Source organism: Gluconacetobacter johannae, assembly GCF_014174305.1.
Classification (GTDB): domain Bacteria; phylum Pseudomonadota; class Alphaproteobacteria; order Acetobacterales; family Acetobacteraceae; genus Gluconacetobacter; species Gluconacetobacter johannae.
In genome coordinates, this window is sequence record NZ_JABEQH010000016.1 from 44,774 (window position 1) to 63,457 (window position 18,684).

At 66.5% G+C, this 18,684-nt stretch carries 19 protein-coding genes and 1 pseudogene; 3 read left to right on the plus strand and 17 right to left on the minus strand.

What is annotated here, in order from left to right; all coding sequences use genetic code 11:
- Positions 1-33: 33 nt before the first annotated feature.
- On the plus strand, positions 34-384 hold the full coding sequence (locus HLH21_RS17040) for a hypothetical protein (RefSeq protein ID WP_246379664.1): 351 nt from the start codon (positions 34-36) through the stop codon (positions 382-384).
- Between the two features lie 494 nt (positions 385-878).
- Here HLH21_RS17040 and HLH21_RS12165 read toward each other — a convergent pair whose 3' ends face one another.
- Positions 879-1,343 carry a hypothetical protein gene (locus HLH21_RS12165; protein WP_182944020.1) on the minus strand — a complete coding sequence of 155 codons (465 nt, stop codon included), beginning with the start codon at positions 1,341-1,343 and terminating at the stop codon, positions 879-881.
- Positions 1,344-2,088: 745 nt separating this feature from the next.
- On the opposite strand from HLH21_RS12165, the gene HLH21_RS12170 reads away from it, so the two are divergent.
- Together HLH21_RS12170 and HLH21_RS12175 are read left to right on the plus strand one after the other, a co-directional pair.
- Positions 2,089-4,179 (plus strand): DEAD/DEAH box helicase, encoded by a 2,091-nt coding sequence (locus HLH21_RS12170; RefSeq protein ID WP_182944021.1) that lies wholly within the window; start codon positions 2,089-2,091, stop codon positions 4,177-4,179.
- Positions 4,179-4,913 carry a DUF2290 domain-containing protein gene (locus HLH21_RS12175; protein WP_182944022.1) on the plus strand — a complete coding sequence of 245 codons (735 nt, stop codon included), beginning with the start codon at positions 4,179-4,181 and terminating at the stop codon, positions 4,911-4,913. The genes HLH21_RS12170 and HLH21_RS12175 overlap by 1 nt, the downstream gene beginning before the upstream one ends.
- A 25-nt stretch (positions 4,914-4,938) precedes the next feature.
- Here the strand turns inward: HLH21_RS12175 and HLH21_RS12180 are convergent.
- The 16 genes and pseudogenes from HLH21_RS12180 to cybH form a co-directional block, all read right to left on the minus strand.
- Positions 4,939-5,495, minus strand: a pseudogene (locus HLH21_RS12180) (IS5 family transposase); the annotation flags it as partial.
- Positions 5,496-5,695: 200 nt separating this feature from the next.
- Positions 5,696-7,096 (minus strand): RNA polymerase factor sigma-54, encoded by a 1,401-nt coding sequence (gene rpoN / locus HLH21_RS12185; protein ID WP_182944023.1) that lies wholly within the window; start codon positions 7,094-7,096, stop codon positions 5,696-5,698.
- A gap of 13 nt (positions 7,097-7,109) precedes the next feature.
- On the minus strand, positions 7,110-8,123 hold the full coding sequence (locus tag HLH21_RS12190) for a HoxN/HupN/NixA family nickel/cobalt transporter (RefSeq protein WP_220789794.1): 1,014 nt from the start codon (positions 8,121-8,123) through the stop codon (positions 7,110-7,112).
- A gap of 1 nt (position 8,124) precedes the next feature.
- Entirely contained in the window at positions 8,125-9,183 is a 1,059-nt protein-coding gene (gene hypE, locus HLH21_RS12195) for a hydrogenase expression/formation protein HypE (protein ID WP_182944024.1), read from the minus strand.
- A complete protein-coding gene (hypD, locus tag HLH21_RS12200) occupies positions 9,180-10,301 on the minus strand; it encodes a hydrogenase formation protein HypD (protein ID WP_182944025.1) in 1,122 nt (373 codons plus the stop codon). The genes hypE and hypD overlap by 4 nt, the downstream gene beginning before the upstream one ends.
- A 271-nt stretch (positions 10,302-10,572) precedes the next feature.
- Positions 10,573-10,881: a HypC/HybG/HupF family hydrogenase formation chaperone gene (locus HLH21_RS12205; RefSeq protein ID WP_182944026.1), complete on the minus strand. Its 309-nt coding sequence runs from the start codon at positions 10,879-10,881 to the stop codon at positions 10,573-10,575.
- Positions 10,882-10,893: 12 nt separating this feature from the next.
- Entirely contained in the window at positions 10,894-12,366 is a 1,473-nt protein-coding gene (locus HLH21_RS12210; RefSeq protein ID WP_182944027.1) for a sigma-54-dependent transcriptional regulator, read from the minus strand.
- A 7-nt stretch (positions 12,367-12,373) separates the two neighbouring features.
- On the minus strand, positions 12,374-13,285 hold the full coding sequence (hypB, locus tag HLH21_RS12215; protein WP_182944028.1) for a hydrogenase nickel incorporation protein HypB: 912 nt from the start codon (positions 13,283-13,285) through the stop codon (positions 12,374-12,376).
- Positions 13,285-13,626: a hydrogenase maturation nickel metallochaperone HypA gene (gene hypA / locus HLH21_RS12220; RefSeq protein WP_182944029.1), complete on the minus strand. Its 342-nt coding sequence runs from the start codon at positions 13,624-13,626 to the stop codon at positions 13,285-13,287. The genes hypB and hypA overlap by 1 nt, the downstream gene beginning before the upstream one ends.
- Before the next feature lie 5 nt (positions 13,627-13,631).
- Positions 13,632-14,609 (minus strand): nickel-dependent hydrogenase large subunit, encoded by a 978-nt coding sequence (locus HLH21_RS12225; protein ID WP_182944030.1) that lies wholly within the window; start codon positions 14,607-14,609, stop codon positions 13,632-13,634.
- A complete protein-coding gene (gene hybE / locus HLH21_RS12230; protein WP_182944031.1) occupies positions 14,606-15,412 on the minus strand; it encodes a [NiFe]-hydrogenase assembly chaperone HybE in 807 nt (268 codons plus the stop codon). Before hybE ends, HLH21_RS12225 begins: the two co-directional genes overlap by 4 nt.
- Positions 15,409-16,281, minus strand: a complete 873-nt coding sequence (locus HLH21_RS12235) for a hydrogenase expression/formation protein (protein ID WP_182944032.1) — start codon at positions 16,279-16,281, stop codon at positions 15,409-15,411. Before HLH21_RS12235 ends, hybE begins: the two co-directional genes overlap by 4 nt.
- Positions 16,278-16,694: a thioredoxin domain-containing protein gene (locus HLH21_RS12240; RefSeq protein WP_182944033.1), complete on the minus strand. Its 417-nt coding sequence runs from the start codon at positions 16,692-16,694 to the stop codon at positions 16,278-16,280. The genes HLH21_RS12235 and HLH21_RS12240 overlap by 4 nt, the downstream gene beginning before the upstream one ends.
- Entirely contained in the window at positions 16,694-17,098 is a 405-nt protein-coding gene (locus HLH21_RS12245) for a HypC/HybG/HupF family hydrogenase formation chaperone (protein ID WP_246379665.1), read from the minus strand. The genes HLH21_RS12240 and HLH21_RS12245 overlap by 1 nt, the downstream gene beginning before the upstream one ends.
- A complete protein-coding gene (locus HLH21_RS12250) occupies positions 17,061-17,711 on the minus strand; it encodes a HyaD/HybD family hydrogenase maturation endopeptidase (RefSeq protein WP_182944034.1) in 651 nt (216 codons plus the stop codon). The genes HLH21_RS12245 and HLH21_RS12250 overlap by 38 nt, the downstream gene beginning before the upstream one ends.
- Before the next feature lie 209 nt (positions 17,712-17,920).
- The gene (gene cybH / locus HLH21_RS12255) at positions 17,921-18,682 is read right to left on the minus strand and encodes a Ni/Fe-hydrogenase, b-type cytochrome subunit (RefSeq protein ID WP_182944035.1); all 762 of its coding nucleotides are present in this window, start codon (positions 18,680-18,682) and stop codon (positions 17,921-17,923) included.
- Positions 18,683-18,684 lie beyond the last annotated feature (2 nt).

Sequence of the window (18,684 nt, forward strand, 5' to 3'; positions counted from 1 at the left end):
CGGCCCGTCCTGCGCCACTCGAACGACGAGCCGATGCCCCAGACCTTCGAGGCCTTCCGCGACTACATGCACGAAGCTGCCCTGCTGTCCGGCTCCGCGCTACGCGCCCTGCACGCGGTTCCGGCCGGCGACGGCACGGTGGACCTGCAAGCGGCCGGCCTGTCGAAGCGCGAGGCGGCGGAACTGGTCGCCCTGCTGCCCGAACTCGGCAAGGGCCTCGGCCCTTGCCTTCGCTTCAATCGGCCCCGCTGGCCTTCTTGGGGGCGACAAGCACCAAGAATCCGAGACTTACCGCGTGATGGAAGCGTCGTTCCTCAAAGAAGAGGCGATTATACCGCTTGCAACACGGCTGGTTGCGCCTTCTTTTCGGACTTGTTTGCTTGAATGCGGTCATCCCGTAAGCGGACATTGTCATGTAACCCACGACAGGCTGCTTCGGGGACGAAACCGTTGTTCGCGTGTCAGATAGCGAAGTGCGGCTTCCGGTTCGAGGCAGGCACAAGGCTTGGTCGCCTGTAAGCTAGGGCCTAGCCTGTCTCATGCTACACAGCCCTTTGAAAATTAGTGCCCCCTGTATGGCCCGACTTGCCGCCATTGTAGCACTTCGCCACTGGGCAAACTGGCGTCATGCTGAACGATCTTGCTCTGCATGTACAGCAAAGCACGCTGTTCAGCATGTCTAGGACGAAGCCTGCTTACGAGCGGCTGTTAGTAACCATGAATGAAAGGAAATATAGATTTGGTAATGTCATACTACTCCTGCTTTTTTATGACATAAACTGGAATGGAAACCCAAAAATAACACTACACCAACTCGATACACCATCTGTCCGAAGGGAATAATGGAAACTTATGCTTGGGGAACGGTGGCTTTCATCTCATTTTTGAGAAGAGGGCTGAAATTTTGTCACCAGGAATTGAAGCAATAAAACTGATATTGCAAACATGATAGCATGATATAGAGTCTCCCTCCACATCCCCTTTAGTGCATCAGTTGCCCCTGCATGATAACTATTCGATATAAAATATATTGCTTGGCACCAAAAAAAAGAGACTAGAGACTGAACATTTGTCGAAATCTCATCGAGAGAGAAGGTTCTAACTGTTAAATTTTTCGGTGCAAATAAAGAAATTATGCCTGTTATAAAAATAACAACTATTAGCACGACAGAAGATTTCATATAAATCCCATTTATAGTTCCCATTATATTTTCTGCTGTACCATAGTAGAAAAAATCGTTTCTTTGCATTATGGCAACAAGTAGGCCAATTAGTCCCCACAATGCTAATTTATATATTGCTTTGAACCATTTAACATCGAGATTTAATAGCCAAGGCGTCATGCTGTTACTCTTCGTTTATTGGATCTGAAAGAATACAATGACACATCTCGCGTAAGGTTGAATAGTATCGAACTGAACCACCGCGAATTTATCGGAGACGTTCTTCCCACCGATCTAAAAAAGTTCCGACTTCGGAAAGTGAGTCTGTTTTTTCGCGTTCATGCCATCAAAGTCGACTGTCAGGTTTCCCCCTGATCTGCCTGTCCGCTCAGTGATGCAGGAGCAGACAGGCGGCAGTCGCCTTCATCTCGGACATACTGTTGTCCAGATCACTTTACGCATAGCGGACATGAAGCATGGGTCGGTAGCGGACAGACGACTTGCGGAATGACCGCGCTATAGCTGCTGTTCTTCCTCTACGACCCGCATTTCCGCCCGATCGCAGCACTGATCGCGCGGTGGCACGAAGAAGGATGGATCACGGTGCGAAGGTCCGGCTGCGATCGAACTGTGGATCAGGGATGGATTTTTTCGTCGGACGCAACTGGCTTTACCCTGCTAGCGAAACGCACGACGCCAGCCCCAATTCAATCTGGTCCGGATGCCCTCGGCTGCGGGAGGCGCTAATGTTGGATAGTGCCAATCGACTGCAAGAAAGTCAGCAGGTATTTGGCGGCGGCGTTGCCTAGATCGACTCAGGCGACCCAGTCCCGCTCCTGCCGTTTGGGCTAGAAAGCGTCGCAGGCTTGAAGGGAAGACGGCGCAGCCCTAGGTTTTAACCCAGCTATCCTGTAGAAAGTGCCCGATGTCGATTTCATATATCCCCACCGTAAGCGGTGACCCCATTAATGCCGTAGCCGGCGAAGTCATCCGCAAGATCCGCGCTGGGGATGTCTATGCCGCCGATGACGACATCGTACTCTATGCCGGATGGCCCAAAGTTAAGGATTACGATGGGCGGCCGCATAGCGCTGATCTCACCATTCTAGGCAAGGATCATGGCCTAAAACTTTTGAAGATATCGCTCGCGGCTAATGCACGCGACTTGCGCCGCGATGCGCAGACCATCGCCCAAGTCGCCGCTTCCACCGAATCGCTCATGGGCAAGAGTCTCGCCCTCAAGAAACGCCGGCAGCTGATCTTCGAAGTCGTCCCTGTCCTCTACGCGCCTAATCTCGGCGAGCCGTACGACAACGAGGAAATCGAAATCGCACGCACCGAGGCTGAGTTCGTTCGCATCCTTAAGGAAGAAAGCGGCCCCCTTTCCGACGCCCAGCGCAACGAAGTTCGCGCCATCGTCGAAGGAGCTAAGGCGCTCGGCCAACTCTCCGAAGCCGAGGACGACGATACACTATCGGACATCGCGCGCGCCTACCGGGAACTGGAAGCGGTCATCTACAACTTCGATGCCGCCCAGCGCTCTGTCGCGCTCACGTCCATCCGTGGTCCGCAGCGCATCCGCGGGCTGGCCGGCACCGGCAAGACAGTCATCCTCGCCATGAAGGCGGCCCTCGCACACATTGAGAATCCCAATGCCAAGATTCTCATTACGTACTACACGCGCAGCCTGCGTGACGTCATGGAGCGGATGATCACACGCTTCCATCGCCACTTCGCCGAAGTCGATCCTAACTGGGACAATCTGCACGTCCGCCATGGCTGGGGCCGCTCTAACCTTACCGGTGTCTATCGCGAGGCCTGCATCCGTGAAGGTCTCGTGCCGCGTTCGTTCAGCGACGTGCGCAGCGCCGCCGATCCTTTCGGAACCGTCTGCCGCGAACTGGTCGACGCTAAGGTGCTCTCACCCTACTACGACATCATCCTCGTCGACGAAGGGCAGGACTTTCCCGACGGTTTCTACCAGATGTGCTTCTTTCTGGCTAAGGGCAAGCGCGACCAGAAGCAGATCATCTGGGCCTATGACGAGCTACAGAACGTATTTGACGTCAATGTGCGCGAGCCCGAGCAGCTCTTCGGGCAGGACCACGACGGTGAACCACGCATATCGCTTGCACGCAGCCTGCCGGTCGGCACAGATACCAACGATTTCGTTCTGCAACGTGCCTACCGCAACCAGCGCGAAATCTTAGTCCTGGCCCACTCCCTCGGTTTCGGCGTCTACGGCAAGACGGTCCAGATGCTCGAGAACGAGAAGCACTGGGAAGATGTCGGCTACGACGTGATCGACGGGACCTTCACCGCGGGCAGTCTCTGCATTGTCGAGCGGCCGATGGCCAACAGCCCGACCACGCTCGACAGCCCGCCGGGCGTGAACCTCGTTGAGATCATCGGGGCCGATAACCTTGCGGCGGAAGTCGAACACGCTGTGATCGAGATCCGTAAGTTCGTGAACGATGGTCTTAAGGCCGACGAGATTCTCGTCGTCTGCCTTGATGATCGGGCCTCTAAATCTTACTTCTCCAAGCTATCAGGGTTGCTGGCGCAGTCCGACATCGCTTGCAACAACATCTTAAACAATCCCTACAGCGAGCCCGCCTTCCGCATCGATGGGAAGGTGACTCTCAGCACCGTTTACCGGGCCAAGGGTAACGAGGCCGCTGTCGTCATCGTGTTAGGCGCCGATGCCGCCGTGCTCGAAACGCGCCTGGGCCGCAACAAGCTTTTCGTGGCTTTTACCCGTACCAAGGGCTGGTTGCGCATCTTCGGATGTAACAACAAAAATTTCGCAAGGCTGAGGGGGGAAGTCGTGATGGCACTCTCCAAGAGTCCACGCATCGAGTTCGTCATGCCCGACATGACCAACCTCAACACAATCCAGCGGGGCCTTGAAGAGAAGCATGCGCGCCTCCTGGAAGCGAAACGCCGGGTCGATCGCATCAGAAGCGAGTTCAACCTCTCGCAGGATGACATGGCAAACCTGCTCGAGGAGGAGTGATGAATCTTGCCGATTTCAATACGAGCATTCGGGCGGCGATCGACTTCTACACCGCCCAAGGATTGTGGCAGTCGAGTGTCTATACGTGCGCGTTGCCCCGTTCGGCGTCGTTCAACCAGCTTGCGCTGACAACGAGGGATTACGCACCGGTCTACGAAAAGGGCCTTGCCCTTTCGCACTATAATTTCCTTCTGAGTGATTTGTCCTTCTTCCAATTCTCGCACACAAGCGAGACCGAGTACGCTCTTGCCTATTACCCGAATCCCCGCCTTAGCGGGTCGCCGGCTGCCCTCGATGAGTACCGCAGCTACGAAAAAGAGCGCGACGAGGGGCATTGGAGCGATGAAGAGTTTGCAGAACTCGCTTCGGCGATTCCGGTACGCACCTTCATTCCGCGAATCCGCTTCGAATACAGCGAAAAACAATACAAGAACGTGCGCCATCCCGGCGCTCATTTTCACATCGGTATGTCCGGTGAAGACCGCTGGGCATCGGCTCGCAAGCTCTCGCCCCTTACCTTCGCCCTGCTGATGGCCAAACATTATCACCCTGTGAATTGGTGGGCTGGATCGCGTTTTTCGCACCCAGTCGAAGATCAGAACCTCCTCTTCGAAACTTGCCTCGATCGCAAGCTAATCGCGGCACTCCAAGTCGACGGAGTTTCACAGTTCCTATCCGAAGACGAGCGGATGGGGTTTCATTTCGCCGCACTGCATGGCGCTGTGACTACCTGATTTCAGCGCATACTACGGCGTGTCGTCAGTTAAGCAGAATGACGACTGAGGCGAACTGAACGGCTGCGAGGAAAGTGGATTTCAGTTTGTCGTAGCGCGTTGCAATGGCGCGGAACCGTTTGAGTTTGTTAATGAAGCGTTCGACAAGATTTCGTTCCCTGTAAAGGGCGAAGTTTGTTTCGCGTTGTGTCGTTCGGTTGCGTTTTGGCGGGATAACCGGGGCAATCTCGCGCTTTGTCAGTTTGTCGATCAACCTGTCTGCGTTATACGACCTGTCGGCCAGGAAGGCATCCGGGTCAATGTTTTCCAGCATCGGTTCAGCCCGGTTGATATCCGCATCCTGTCCCGGTGTAATATCGAGTTCTACCGGGTTGCCCAGAGCATCGCAGATGGTATGGATCTTTGTGGTCAACCAGACCCGGGATCGTCCGATGGCCTGATCAGCGCCCCCTTTTTCAGGGCTCCCGCACTATGCTGGTGCGCCCGGACAATGGTGCTGTCGATCATCATGTACTCATTGTGGTGATCTGCTGCCAGATAATGAAAGATCCTTTCGATCACACCGCTTTCACACCAACGCCGGTCCGACCCCGATTGAATGGCGACTTTTGGAATTTCACGGCAAAGCGTTGAATGACTGAGATTGGCGCGTAGCTGTTATGAACGTCGACGGTACGAATGGCCGCTTTTCTAATATCCCCGCCTAACAGCCGACATTCTGTTTCCCCCCGCCAATCAGCCGTTTTTTCGAACGGCATAATCTCCTCCCAAGGCCTCGGACTTTATGAATGTGATGGGATGCGCGGGCCTCGGTCCTTGCCGGGGTCGGGCGACACCCGGCCTGTCCTGCGATGGTCCGCCGCGCGGTACGTCTTGCGCCGCTCGAACGACGAGCCGATGCCCAGCACCTCGCGGTATTTGACCACCGTGCGGCGCGACAGGGCGAAGCCGATCTGGTGCAGTGCCTGGACGATCCGTGCGTCGGACAGCACCGCGTCGGGCGATTCCTCGTGGATCAGGCGGCGGATGTGGGCGCGGGCGGCCCCGGCTGCGCGCAGTTCGCTGTCCGTGCCCTCGACGCCCGCCGAAAAGAAGAATTTGAGGGGAAACAGCCCGAACGGCGTGGCGATATGCTTGTTGGCGACGATGCGGCTGATGGTGCTGTCGTGCAGGCGCACGTCGTCGGCGATGCGCCGCATGGTCAGCGGGCGCAGCGCCTCGGGCCCGCGCGTCATGAAATCGGCCTGGCGAAACAGGATATGTTCGCCCACCACCATCAGGCTGTGCTGACGCCGCGCCAGCGCATGCACCAGCCAGCGCGCGCCCGACAGCCAGCCGGCGACACGCTTGCGTTCGTCCTCGTGGCGCAGGGACCCCAGCCGGTCCGTCAGGGCGGTGTTCAGCCCGACCGTTTCGGACAGGTCCTGCGCCGCCGCCACGCGCCACGTGCCGTTGGGGCCTTCCTGCACCATCAGGTCGGGGATGCGCGTCTGGACGGGTTCGGCCACGTCCTCGGCCCACGGGCGCGGGTTCAGCGCGCGCAGTTCGGCGATCATCTCGGCCAGGTCGTCGGCGTCCACGCCGCAGGCCGCGCGCAGCCGGCTCCGCTCGCCCCGCGCCAGCAGGTCCAGGTTCGCCAGCAGCGCCGCCATGGCGGGGTCGAACCTGTTGCGCGCCTGCAACTGCACCGCGAAGCATTCCGCCAGCGACATCGCCGCCACCCCCACCGGGTCGAAGCGCATCAGCCGCTGGCGCACCGCCTCGATGCGTTCGGGCGTGACGTTCAGGCGGCGGGCCAGTTCCGCCCTGTCGGCGGCGAGCCGCCCCGCTGCGTCCAGCTCGTCGATCAGCGTTGCGCCGATCCGCCGGTCGGCGCCGTCGGGCATCGCCCGCATCATCTGCCGCAGCAGCCGTTCGCGGATGGTCATGGGGCCGGCCGGCACGCGCAGGGTGGCATCGTCCAGCCCCCCGGCTTCGGCGCGGGCCGGGCCTTCGCGCGCGTAGGCCGGCGGGTCGAAGCGTTCCAGAAGGGGGTTACCATCGACCTGGGCGGCGATGAAACGTTCCAGGTCGGTCTGCGACATCCGCAGCACGCGCAGCGTCTCGCGCATGCGCGCGGTCATGGCCAGCCCATGGGCCAGCCCCTGGCGCTGGCCGAGTTTCTGCCCTAGCGCGACGGGCACGGGCGGACGGCGTTCACGGACGCCGCGCGGGCGCCAGCCGGTCCAGCCCGGCGGACACCGCCCAGATGGCCAGGAACAGGGCGGCGATGCCCAGCCCCACCGCCGGGAAATGATCGCCCAGCACCCGCGCCGCCCGCACCGCCAGCCCGGCCGGGGCGGCCCCGTCGTCACCCAGCATCTGCACGGCCTCGACCAGCCCCACCGCGACGGCGGCCATGACCGAGGCCAGCGTGACGACCAGATTATAGACCATGCGCCGCCGGCCCGACCGCGCGCTCCAGCCGAAGGCGCGGATCATCAGCATGGCGTCGATGCTGTCCACCAGCGCCATCCCCGCCGTGAACAGCAGCGGAAAGACCATGACGCCCGCAAGCCCCAGCCCGTGCGCCGCATGCGCCGCCGTCAGCCCCAGCAGGCCGATTTCGGTCGCGGTGTCGAAGCCCAGCCCGAACAGGAAGCCCAGCGGGTACATCTGCCACCCCCGGCTGACCAGGCGGAAGGCCGGGTGGAACAGCCGCACCAGCAGCCCGCCGGGCACGGAGGGTTCCGCGCCCGCCCCCGCCCCCGCGCGCAGGGCCCGCCACTGGGTCAGCGCCACATCCATGTTCGCCAGCGCCATGACCAGCAGGAAGGAGATCGAGACCACCGACCCCACCGTGCCGCCGATCAGGTGCCAGCGGTCCAGCCACCCGTGCGCCGGCACCACCGCCAGCAGCAGCGTCGCCAGGATGACGACGCTGGAATGCCCCAGCGAGAACGACAGCCCCACCCACAGCGGCCGCCGCCCCTGCGTCATCAGCTTGCGCGTCACCACGTCGATGGCCGCGATATGGTCGGCGTCCATCGCGTGGCGCAGGCCGAAGGTCCACGCCAGCAGGGCCGAGGCCATCAACACGGGCTGCGCGCCCAGCGCGTATTCGGCCCAGCCCCAGGCGGCGATGTTGACCGCCGCCAGCCCCGCCAGCAGCGCGCGCATCGCCCCCGGCGCCGTGGCGGGCGACCCGGCGTCCATGTCGGCAGACCTCATCTCAGCAGATCCTCGGCAGTTGTTCGCCCGAGGGCATGGTCACCACGCGCTGTCCGCCGAACCGGTTGGCCAGATGCACCGCCCCGCGCCCCGATGCGGGGGCCTCCAGTCGGCCGATGACCGCCGCCTCCCGCCCCAGGGGGTGGGCGCGCATCGCCGCCAGGGCGGCATCGGCGGCGGCGGCCGGCACCACGGCGGCCAGCTTGCCCTCGTTGGCCAGATAGAGCGGGTCCAGCCCCAGGATCTCGCACACGCCGGCGACCTCGGGGCGCACCGGCAGGGCGGCCTCGTCGATCCGCACGGTGACGCCGCTGGCCTCGGCCAGTTCGCTCAGCACCCCGGCCAGCCCGCCCCGCGTGGCGTCGCGCATGCAGCGCACGTCGGGCGCCGCATCCAGCAGGGCGTCGGTCAGCCCGTTCAGCGGCGCGCAGTCGCTGCCCAGGGCGACATCCAGCGCCAGGTCGCCCCGCGCGCACAGGATGGCGGCCCCATGGTCGCCCAGCGTGCCGTTCACGATCACCACGTCGCCGGGGCGGCCGGCGGCGATGCTGATGGCGCACCCCGGACGGATGACCCCGATGCCGGTGGTGGTGACGAACAGCCCGTCGCACGCGCCGCGCGGCACCACCTTGGTGTCGCCGGTCACGATCCGCACCCCCGCCGCGCGGGCGCACGCCGCCATCGAGGCCGAGACGCGCCGCACCAGGGCCAGGTCCAGCCCTTCGGCCAGGATGAAGGCCGCCGACAGCGCCACCGGCCGCGCGCCGCCCACCGCCAGGTCGTTCACCGTGCCGCAGACGGCCAGCGTGCCGATGTCGCCGCCGGGAAATTCCAGCGGATCGACCACGAAGGAATCGGTGGTGAAGGCCAGCCGGTCGCCCAGCGCGGCCAGGTCGGCCAGGGCGAAGCGCGCCTGGTCTTCCTGGGGGGCCGCGGGGTCGTCCGAGAAGGCGCGCAGGAACACGCCGTCGATCAGCGCGCGCATCGCCGTGCCGCCGCCGCCATGGGCCAGGGTGATGCGCCCGTCGGACCCGATGCCGGGGATGGTGTGGTCGTTCATGCCGCGCCTTTCAGGCCCTGATACTGGTAATAGGCCGCGCACGCGCCCTCGGACGAGACCATCAGCGCGCCCGAGGGGCAATCGGGCGTGCAACTGGCGCCGAACGCCGGGCATTGCGGCGGGCGGATGCGCCCCGTCAGCACATCGCCGCAGCGGCAGGCCCCCGGATCGGCCACGTGATGCGGCGTGACCGCGAACCGCTGCTCGGCATCGAACGCGCGCCATGCGGGCCGCAGGCCCAGCCCCGACCCCGCGATGCTACCCAGCCCCCGCCATTCGCACGTCGGCCGCGTTTCATAGACCCGGTCGATCGCCGCCATCGCGGCCGGATTGCCGCCTTCGGGCACCACGCGGGCATACTGGTTTTCGATGCGGGCCTCGCCGGCCGCGACCTGGCGCAGCACCATCAGCAGCGCCTGCAGGATATCCAGCGGCTCGAACCCCGCCACCACCAGCGGGCGATGGAAGTCGGTGGCGATGAAATCGTAGGGCCGGGTGCCGATCACCATCGAGACATGGCCGGGGCCGATGAATCCGTCCACCGCGAAATCGTCCTGCGACAGCAGCGCGCGCAGCGTCGGGATGATGGTGATATGCTGGCACATGATCGAGAAATTCCCGACCCCCTCCGCCGCTGCGCGCAGCACCGTCAGCGCGGTCGAGGGCGCCGTGGTCTCGAACCCCAGGGCGAAGAACACCACCTGCCGGTCGGGATTGGCCCGCGCCAGCGCCAGCGCGTCGAGCGGCGAATAGACCATCCGCACATCGGCCCCGGCGGCGCGCGCCTGCAACAGCGTGCCCTTCGCGCCGGGCACGCGCATCGCGTCGCCGAAGGTGGTGAAGATCACCTCGGGCCGCCGCGCGATCGCGATGGCGTCGTCGATGCGCCCCATCGGCAGCACGCACACCGGGCAGCCCGGACCATGCGCGAATTCGACATTCCCGGGCAGGCGGGCATCCAGCGCGTAGCGGAAGATGGTGTGCGTATGGCCGCCGCACACTTCCATGACCGTCACGGGCCGCGCGCGCGTGCGGCCGATACGCTCGGCGACGCGGGCGATTTCGGAAAACAGGCGATCGGCCAGGGCAGGATCGCGGAATTCGTCGACAAATCTCATCGGCTGTTCCTTGGGGCAATCTGCCTCAGGGCTCCGCCCTGAAACCCGCCAAAGGGCAGCGCCCTTTGGAAACCCAGTCGTTTATTCATGATCGGGGTCCAGGGCCGCAGAGGCCGGCATGAACTGTGGCCTGTTGAGCGAGAGTGCCGCGCAGCGGCACGCCCGGCGTGTGGTTCCGAGCATCGGAGCGGAGCGGCCTTCATGGCCGTGAGCACCGAAGCACAGGAAACGCGCGTCGGATCGCCAACAGGGCGCAGTTCATGCCAGCCTCTCAGGCCCTGGTGGGTTCGGGCGATGCCCGATCTGGGTCACTGGCGCGCATGATCGCAAGTTCGCCGTCCAGTTCGCCGATTTCGGCCAGCAGGCGCAGGGTTTCGCGGGCTTCGTCTTCCTCGATCCGGCTCATGGCGAAGCCGACATGCACCAGCACCCATGCGCCCACCAGCGACGACAGCGGGCGCCCCGTCTCGGCCACGCACAGCACATCGACCGCGCGCCGGACGCCCGAGATCTCGACCTCGGCCATTGTCGCGTCCTCGTCGAGGATGGCCATCACCTGGCCGGGAATGCCCAGACACATTGCGTCGGTTCCTTACTGTATCGTCCGTTGTCCGGCATTCGGCACGATGCCGTACCGATCCAGCTTCGCCCGCAGCCCGACGCGCGACAAGCCCAGTTCGCGCGCGGTCAGGCTCTTGTTCCAGCCGCAGCGCACGATGGTTTCCATCAGGATCTGCGCTTCCAGCACGTCCATGCGCTGTTGCAGGGGGCCGGTGTGCGGAATGCTGTCCATCGGCCCCACGCCGTGCCGCGCGCCGTCGCCGTCGCCGGTCGCGCGCAGGCCCGGCGACAGCAGTTCCACCCCCAGCGCGTCCTGTTCGGCCAGCACCAGCATCCGCAGCACCTCGTTCTGCAATTCGCGGACGTTGCCGGGCCAGTCGTGGCGGATCAGCGCGGCCATGGTGTCGGGCGTGAAGCCCCGGACGTGCCGCCCGTGGCGCAGGCAGGCGGCGTCCAGCAGGTGGTTGGCCAGCACGCGCACGTCGTCGGGCCGGTCGCGCAGCGGCGGGATGGTCAGGACCATGGCCGACAGGCGGAAATACAGGTCCTCGCGAAACCGGCCGGCCCGCACCTCCTCGCGCAGGTCGCGATGGGTGGCGGCCAGGACGCGCACATCCACCCGCGTCGTCTCGTTGGTGCCCAGCGCGCGGAATTCGCCTTCCTGCAGGAAGCGCAGCAGCTTGACCTGGAAGGCCGCCGAGATGTCGCCGATCTCGTCCAGGAACAGGGTTCCGCCGTCGGCTTCCTCCACCAGCCCGCGCCGGTTGGCGTGCGCGCCGGTAAAAGCCCCTTTCCTGTGGCCGAACAATTCGGATTCCAGCAGTTCGTCGGGGATCGCGCCGCAATTGACGGCGACGAACGCCCCGGTGTCGCGCTGGCTGGCGTAATGCAGCGCGCGGGCCATCAGCTCCTTGCCGGTGCCGGTTTCGCCCTGGATCAGCACCGGGATGTCGAAGGCCGCCGCCTTGGCCGCCTGGCGGCAGGTCTCGTTCAGCGGGCTGGTCGGCGTGCGGATGATGGATTCGAAATGATAGCTGCCGCGCACCCGTTCGCGCTGGCGCACCAGCCGCCCTTCGGCTGCCGGGGGCGCCAGGCGCAGTTCCAGCGACAGGCGTTCGTGGTCGCGCTGCATCGCGAACAGATGCGTGGCGTTGCGCGCCGCCAGCAGCAACTGGTCGGGATGCCAGGGCTTGGTGATGTACTGGTAGATGCCGGCGGCGTTGATCGCGTCGATCATGTCGTCGGGTTCGGTGTAGCCGGTGACGATCATCCGCACGATGTCGGGCCAGCGGTCGCGGACCTCGGACAGGAACTGCACGCCGGTCAGGCCGGGCATCCGCTGGTCGCAGAAGATCGCCTGGATCCAGTTGGCTTCGAGAATGCCCCGGGCCTCCGCCGCGCCCGAGGCGACATGGACGTCGAATTCCTCGCGCAGGATGCGGGCCATGACCTCGACCGAACGCGGCTCGTCGTCGATGACCAGGACGGAGGGCGGGGTGCTCACGGCCCGGCTACTCCGCCGCGCGCAGCAGGGCGGCGCGGGCCTCGGCCTCGGCGGCCAGGCCGGACAGCAGGGCGTGGCGTTGCGCCGACAGCCAGTCCAGCCAGTCGGCCATCCCCTCGCCGGTGCGGGTCGAAACCCGCAGCACCCGCGCCGTGGGGGCGACGCGCGTCACATTGGCCTCCAGCGTGGCCATATCCACCTCCAGATGAGGCAGCAGGTCGGTCTTGGTCAGCAGGACCAGGTCGGCATTCTGGAAGATGTCCGGATATTTAAGGGGTTTGTCCTCGCCCTCGGTCACCGACAGCAGGGTCACGCGGCAATGCTCGCCCAGGTCGAACGCGGCGGGGCACACCAGATTGCCGACATTTTCGACGAACAGCACGCCGCCGGGCGCAAGATGCAGATGCTCCATCGCATGGCCGACCATATGCGCGTCCAGATGGCAGCCCTTGCCGGTATTGACCTGCACGGCGGGCACGCCGGTGGCGCGGATGCGTTCGGCGTCGTTGCTGGTCTGCTGGTCGCCCTCGATCACGGCGGCGGGCATGGCGCCGTCGATGCGGCGCAGCGTGTCCACCAGCAGCGTGGTCTTGCCCGCGCCCGGCCCGGCCAGCAGATTCAGCGCCAGCACGCCGTCACGCGCCAGGCGGGCGCGGTTGGCGGCGGCGAACCCGTCGTTCTTGGACAGGATGCTGCGTTCGATCTCGACCATGCGGGCCTGCGACAGGCCGGGCGCATGCGCGCGCGCCGGGCCGGCCCCGTAGTCCAGCAGGCCGTCGGCGTGCCCGTGGGCATGGTCATGGCCGTGTCCGTGGTCATGCCCATGATCGTGTGCATGACCGTGGTCGTGACCGTGGCCGTGGCCGTCCGCCGCGTCGATCGTGGCCCCGTCGCCGGCGCATCCGCATGTCGTGCACATCAGACTACCTCCATATCCCTGATCCTGATTTCCATCCCGCCCGAGGGCTGAAGCCGCACGCCGCCGCAGCGGGGGCACGGGTCCAGCCGGTTGTCCAGGCTGACGGTCTCGCAACAGTCGAAACACCACGCCGTGCCCGGAACCTCCAGGATCTCCAGTTCCGCGCCCTCGGCCACGGTGCCGCGTGTGACCGCGTCGAAGCCGAAGCGCATGGCCGACAGTTCCACCCCGGCAAAGCGCCCGACCTCCAGCCGGATCCGCCGCACGCGGGTGAACTGCTCCCGCCGGGCGGAGTCCTCGATCACATCGACCAGGCTTTCACATAGCGACATCTCGTGCATCCGGCCTAGTCCTCCGCCACCGTTACGGGGATACAGGGATTGACGCCGGACAGCATCATGCCCGTCAGCACCGGCCGCCGCCGGTCCACCGGCAGGGTGGCCGCGATCCGTTCCATCAGCCCGCCCGGCGCGGCATGCCAGACGGTGGGCGACAGGACGGTGTACGCCACCACCCGCCCGTCGCGCACCACCGCGCGATGCGCCAGGATGCCCCGCGCCGCCCGCGCGATGCCGACCCCCGGCGCGCAGGAGGCGGCCAGCCGGCGCGACCGGGCGAACAGCTCGGCCCCCGACGCGCCCAGGCAGGCCAGCAGGTCCAGCACGCGCGCCAGCATCCGCGCGAACAGCGACACCCCCTCGTGCGCGACCAGCGCGCGCAGGGCGGGACGGTCCAGATGGTCGGCCAGGATGCCCGCGTCCCGCGCCGCCTCGGTGCGGCTGTCCAGGGCCGCCGCGATATCGGGGGCCGCCAGCGGGGGCAGGGCGGCGCGGCCCCAGGCGGCGGGCGTGTCGCGCAACTGGGCCAGGACGCGCGGCAGGACGGGGGCCGTGGCGTCGCGCCCCAGTTCCAGCCAGTCGCGCAGGCCGGCGGCATCCAGCGCGCCGATCGCGGCGTCGGTGCCGGTCAGGTCGCGATGCAGCGTCGCCGGGTCGTCCTGTCGGGCGACCAGCCGCGACAGCAGCGCCCGCGCCGGCGGCAGGCCCAGCCGGGCCGGCCAGTCCAGCAGCAGGGCGATGGCGTGATCGCGCAGGATTTCCCCGCGCATCGCACCCTCGGCGGCCTCGTCGTGTGGCAGGCCCATCGCCCCGGCCGCCGCCACGCCATGCGCGGCGCCGCACAGGCTGAACAGGCCGGACACGCGGGCCAGGGCGTCGGCGGGCGACAGGCCGAGGCAGACCCGGCCGGCATCCACCGGCGCCTGCACCGCCATCCGCCAGGGCCGGCCCCCGGCGCCGCCCGAAAGGGTGAGGTGGCCGATCATGCGCCCGGCTGCGACGCCCCCTGCGGTGCGCCGAACAGCAGCCCGCGCCGCCCCATTGCGGCCGGGGGCGCAGGGGGCGGCGGGGCCACGTACTCGGGGTGCAGCGTCGGGTCCAGCAGGCCGCGCAGCGTGGCCTCGGCCGTGTCCGTGGCCTGCAGCATCGTGGAAAATTCGAACATCGGCGAAAACAGCGCGCACGCCTTGTACGGCGGCAACTCCGCCCCCTGCGCCGTGCGATTGACGGCGGTGAATTCGTAGGTGCCCGACGGGAAGGCGATCAGCTCCTTGGCGCCCGAGGCCAGCGCCGACCAGTCATCGTCCGCGCCGGGCGCCAGGATCAGGTTCATGAACCACGGCGTGACCAGCACGCCCAGCAGATGCCCGTCGTAGGCGCGAAACCCCACGGCCTTGACGCCCAGGGCCTCGTTCAGCAGGGGGATGCCCCGCATCTTCCCGACATGGATTTCGCGAAACGCTTCCTCCAGCCGGGCCGCCAGCAGCGCGGCGGGGGTCCGTTCGGCCTCGGGGCGCGGGGCGGCCGGGGCAGGGGCGGGCTGGACCGGGCCGGAGGCGACCGCGCCGTGGACGACCATGAACTGGTCGCGCGCGCCGTCGCAGGTGGGGCAGCGCCAGTGTTCCGGCAGGGCGGCGAACGGCGTGCCCGGCGGCACCTGCCAGGTGTCGCAGCCCTGCGCCGGGTCGTAGACCGACCAGCAGATCTTGCATTCCATCACCGCGTCGGGCGTCAGCCGCGTGGCGTCGCCCAGGTACGAGCCTTCGAAGCCGTGGAACGTGCCGCTCATGCGTCGGGTCCGGCCAGGGCCGCGCAGATCTCGGCCAGGCGGGTGGCGGAATCGGCGATGTCCTCGCGGGCGGCGCAGGCGATTTCGGGCACCTCGGCCACTTCGATGGTGTCGAGGATCAGCGTGTCCATCGAATTGAAATAGCGCACGCGCCAGACATGCGGCGTGGCCGTCGCCTCGATCCGGCAATTGCCGTAGCCGCGCGACAGGATGGTGACGCCGCCCCGGCCCAGCACGCGGGCGATCAGCTCCAGATCCTCGGGCGTGTGGGGCAGCAGGCTGAGGTTGACGACATGCGCGGCGCGACCGGGGTGCCAGGCCGCGCTGCGGTCCAGAAGCTCGGTCAGGATAGCGGGCGCGTTCACCACGCCCTCGGTCGCCAGCGCGGCGAGGTCGGGCGCTGCCGCCGGCCGGGCGGGAAAGGCCCGCGCCAGCACGGCGCGGGGAAAGGCGCCGATTTCCATCTGCTCGCGCGCCGGCTGGGTGGGGTCGGGCGACAGGGCGCGCAGGGTCCAGACGCCCGCGAACACCGTTTCCTGCACCTCGATCCGCCCGGCGGCGTCTTCCAGCAGTACCGACACCTCGCCCTCGCCCAGCGCGTCGTCCGCCACCGCGCGGGTGGCCGCGTCCAGCCCGTCGCGCTTCAGCAGCATCGACAGGCCCGGCACCCACTGGCTCGCCATGTCGCGCAGCCCCGTCAGGAAGGCCAGGGCCGGGCGCACCTGCGCGGGGTCGTCGATTTCGGGCAGGTGGGCGGCATAGACGCTGACCCCGGACGGCATGGCCAGATATTGCAGCCCGTCCTCGCCCTCCGGCGGGGTGGAGCCGGGGCCGAAGCCGATGGGGGGGAAGGCGAAGGACGCGCTCATGCCGGTTGATCCGTCAGCGTGGGGTGGGCAAAGGGGGCCAGCAGCGCACTCAGGCGGCGGCCGTATTCGTCCCAGTCGCGCATGCGCGAAATGGCGCCCGCCGGCCGGCCGTCATGCAGCAGCACCAGCGCCGGCAGGGACAGGTCGTCGATTTCGGCCAGCAGGGCGGATTCCAGCGCCGCGTCCGCCACCGCGCCCGCCGGCGCCGCGCCGGGCGGCACCAGCCCGGCGCAGGCCCGCAGCAGGTCGGGCAGCACGGCGGCGATATCGGGCGTTTCCAGATGCGGCCGCGCGTGGCTGGGCAGGAACAGCAGCACCAGCCCGCGCGGCGCGTCCGCCGCATCGTGCAGCAGCGCCATGCCGTGGCGGGTCATCAGCCCCGCCACCAGGGGCGAGTCATGTAGAACGGACATCAGGCTTCCTCCAGACCGGCGGCCAGCGCCGCTTCGAGATGCGGGGGCAGGCGCGGCGGCGCGTCGCACAGGTCGGCGAAGCCGCGCGCCACCACGTCCTGCACATGGGCGGCGTCCCCGCCGGGTGCGGCCAGCGCGGCCAGCGCCGCCAGGGCGGCGCGGATGCTGCGGGCCTCCTCCGCGCCCAGCCGGCTGCGGGCCAGCCCCATGAACACCAGCAGCTCGTCGCCGGGCCGGGCGTCGGGCACCAGCGCGATATCCACCTGTTCGCGGCGCGCCGGGACGCCTTCGGGCTGGTCGGCCTCGCAGTCGGCCATTGCGCCGTGCACCGCGCGCACCGTCATCGGAATGCCCACGCACATGCGCCTACGCCCCCAGCCGCGCCAGCAGGCGTTCGTCGCCATGGCGGCAGGCCGCCTGTTCGTCCGGGCGGCCGGCCTCGTAGGGCGCGCGGGCCACCGCCGGGGTCATCAGCCCGGCCCCCATCTCGGCCCGGCCCGGCAGGGGCAGGGGGCGCACCCCGTACTCGCGCGCCAGCAGGTCCAGCACGGCCTGGGCGGCGGGGGCCACGCAGGCGGCGACGCGCTCGGTCAGGCCCCCGCCGTAATCCTGCATGGTCACCGGCTGCACCCCGATCAGCGAGACCCGGCGCGGCGCGTGGCCCCGCAGGTCCAGCAGGGCCAGCACCTCCTGGAAGCCGGTCTGGTGCAGGCTCATCTTCCGCGCGCCGATGGTGGCGGGCACGTCGGCGCCGTGCACCTGGTGCAGGGTGGCGGGCGGCAGGCCGAAGTCGATGGCGTCCACGATGACCAGCCCGGCCAGGTCTTCGAGATGCGGCAGCAGGTACAGCCCCTGCGTGCCGCCGTCCATCAGCTCGACCGGGGGCGGGAAAGCGTGGCGCGCGGCCAGATGTTCCACCACGCGCACCCCGAAGCCCTCGTCCGCCCACAGGATGTTGCCGATGCCCAGCACCAGCACCCTGCCGCCCGTCTGTTCCGCTGCGCGATCGGCCGTCATCCGCCTGTCCTGCCTTCGTTCCTGCTGCCGGCGCGTCATTGTGCAGCGCGGCAAATCCTTACGAAAATTAACCGAAGCAGATTCCGTGCCAACTTCCGGTCTGGTCATGCGATGACCGTTTTCAAAGCAAAACCCGCCATCACGGAACCGTGATGACGGGTTTTTTGGAAGGCTGGCTTCCAGTTCGGGCCGAACTGGATAGATGTCGATCAGTCGGGGCGGTCGTCGCGGAAGGTGCGATAGCCGTTGGTCATCGCCGAGATCAGCGACTGGCGGGACATGATGTCCTCGCGCGAGACCGTATAGACATGGATCATCACGAACAGGATGATGACCCACATGCCCCAGTGATGCAGGAAGTGCGTCGAGAGGTTGCCCCCCAGCCAGGGCATGACCCAGCCGAACACATGGCCTTCCCAACTGTCGATGCCGGTGCCGTCGGAATAGAGCGCGAAGCCCGTCACGATCATGAACAGGCCCGTCAGCGTGAAGCAGAAGAACAGCGCCGTGCGGGCCAGCGCGTTGTGGCCCACCACGGTCTTCACATGCTTCTTGAGGAAGGCGTAGACCAGCACCTCGTCCAGAAGCTCCTTCCAGTACGCGGGCTTCCAGAAGGGGATGAAGAACAGTTCGCGCGCATAGACATTGCCCAGGAAGGCCCAGGCCACCCGGCCCGCGAACCCCACGGCGAAGATCCACGCCGCGGCGAAATGCAGGTAGCGGATCCAGCCCATCTGGAAATGGCTGCTGGCCTCGCCCGACAGGCTGGGGGGCGGCGAGCCGATCAGATAGCCGGTCGCGGCCAGCACCACGATCGAGGCCGCCGTCATCCAGTGCCACAGCCGCACCGGGGCCTCGTAGACATAGACCGTGGTCAGCCGGCGCGCCCGCAGCGGACGGGCCTTCAGCCCGTCCAGGTTGGTGCCCTTCAGGTCGTCATCCGTCAGGATGGCGGAATCCGGTGCGCTCATGG

Excerpts from the sequence above, each read along its gene's own strand:
- HLH21_RS17040 (WP_246379664.1), top strand. The coding sequence starts at position 34 with ATGCCCCAGACCTTCGAGGCCTTCCGCGACTACATGCACGAAGCTGCC.
- HLH21_RS12165 (WP_182944020.1), bottom strand. The coding sequence starts at position 1,343 with ATGACGCCTTGGCTATTAAATCTCGATGTTAAATGGTTCAAAGCAATA.
- HLH21_RS12170 (WP_182944021.1), top strand. The coding sequence starts at position 2,089 with ATGTCGATTTCATATATCCCCACCGTAAGCGGTGACCCCATTAATGCC.
- HLH21_RS12175 (WP_182944022.1), top strand. The coding sequence starts at position 4,179 with ATGAATCTTGCCGATTTCAATACGAGCATTCGGGCGGCGATCGACTTC.
- HLH21_RS12190 (WP_220789794.1), bottom strand. The coding sequence starts at position 8,123 with ATGAGGTCTGCCGACATGGACGCCGGGTCGCCCGCCACGGCGCCGGGG.
- hypE (WP_182944024.1), bottom strand. The coding sequence starts at position 9,183 with ATGAACGACCACACCATCCCCGGCATCGGGTCCGACGGGCGCATCACC.
- hypD (WP_182944025.1), bottom strand. The coding sequence starts at position 10,301 with ATGAGATTTGTCGACGAATTCCGCGATCCTGCCCTGGCCGATCGCCTG.
- HLH21_RS12205 (WP_182944026.1), bottom strand. The coding sequence starts at position 10,881 with ATGTGTCTGGGCATTCCCGGCCAGGTGATGGCCATCCTCGACGAGGAC.
- hypB (WP_182944028.1), bottom strand. The coding sequence starts at position 13,285 with ATGTGCACGACATGCGGATGCGCCGGCGACGGGGCCACGATCGACGCG.
- hypA (WP_182944029.1), bottom strand. The coding sequence starts at position 13,626 with ATGCACGAGATGTCGCTATGTGAAAGCCTGGTCGATGTGATCGAGGAC.
- HLH21_RS12225 (WP_182944030.1), bottom strand. The coding sequence starts at position 14,609 with ATGATCGGCCACCTCACCCTTTCGGGCGGCGCCGGGGGCCGGCCCTGG.
- hybE (WP_182944031.1), bottom strand. The coding sequence starts at position 15,412 with ATGAGCGGCACGTTCCACGGCTTCGAAGGCTCGTACCTGGGCGACGCC.
- HLH21_RS12235 (WP_182944032.1), bottom strand. The coding sequence starts at position 16,281 with ATGAGCGCGTCCTTCGCCTTCCCCCCCATCGGCTTCGGCCCCGGCTCC.
- HLH21_RS12240 (WP_182944033.1), bottom strand. The coding sequence starts at position 16,694 with ATGTCCGTTCTACATGACTCGCCCCTGGTGGCGGGGCTGATGACCCGC.
- HLH21_RS12245 (WP_246379665.1), bottom strand. The coding sequence starts at position 17,098 with ATGGCGACGAACGCCTGCTGGCGCGGCTGGGGGCGTAGGCGCATGTGC.
- HLH21_RS12250 (WP_182944034.1), bottom strand. The coding sequence starts at position 17,711 with ATGACGGCCGATCGCGCAGCGGAACAGACGGGCGGCAGGGTGCTGGTG.
- cybH (WP_182944035.1), bottom strand. The coding sequence starts at position 18,682 with ATGAGCGCACCGGATTCCGCCATCCTGACGGATGACGACCTGAAGGGC.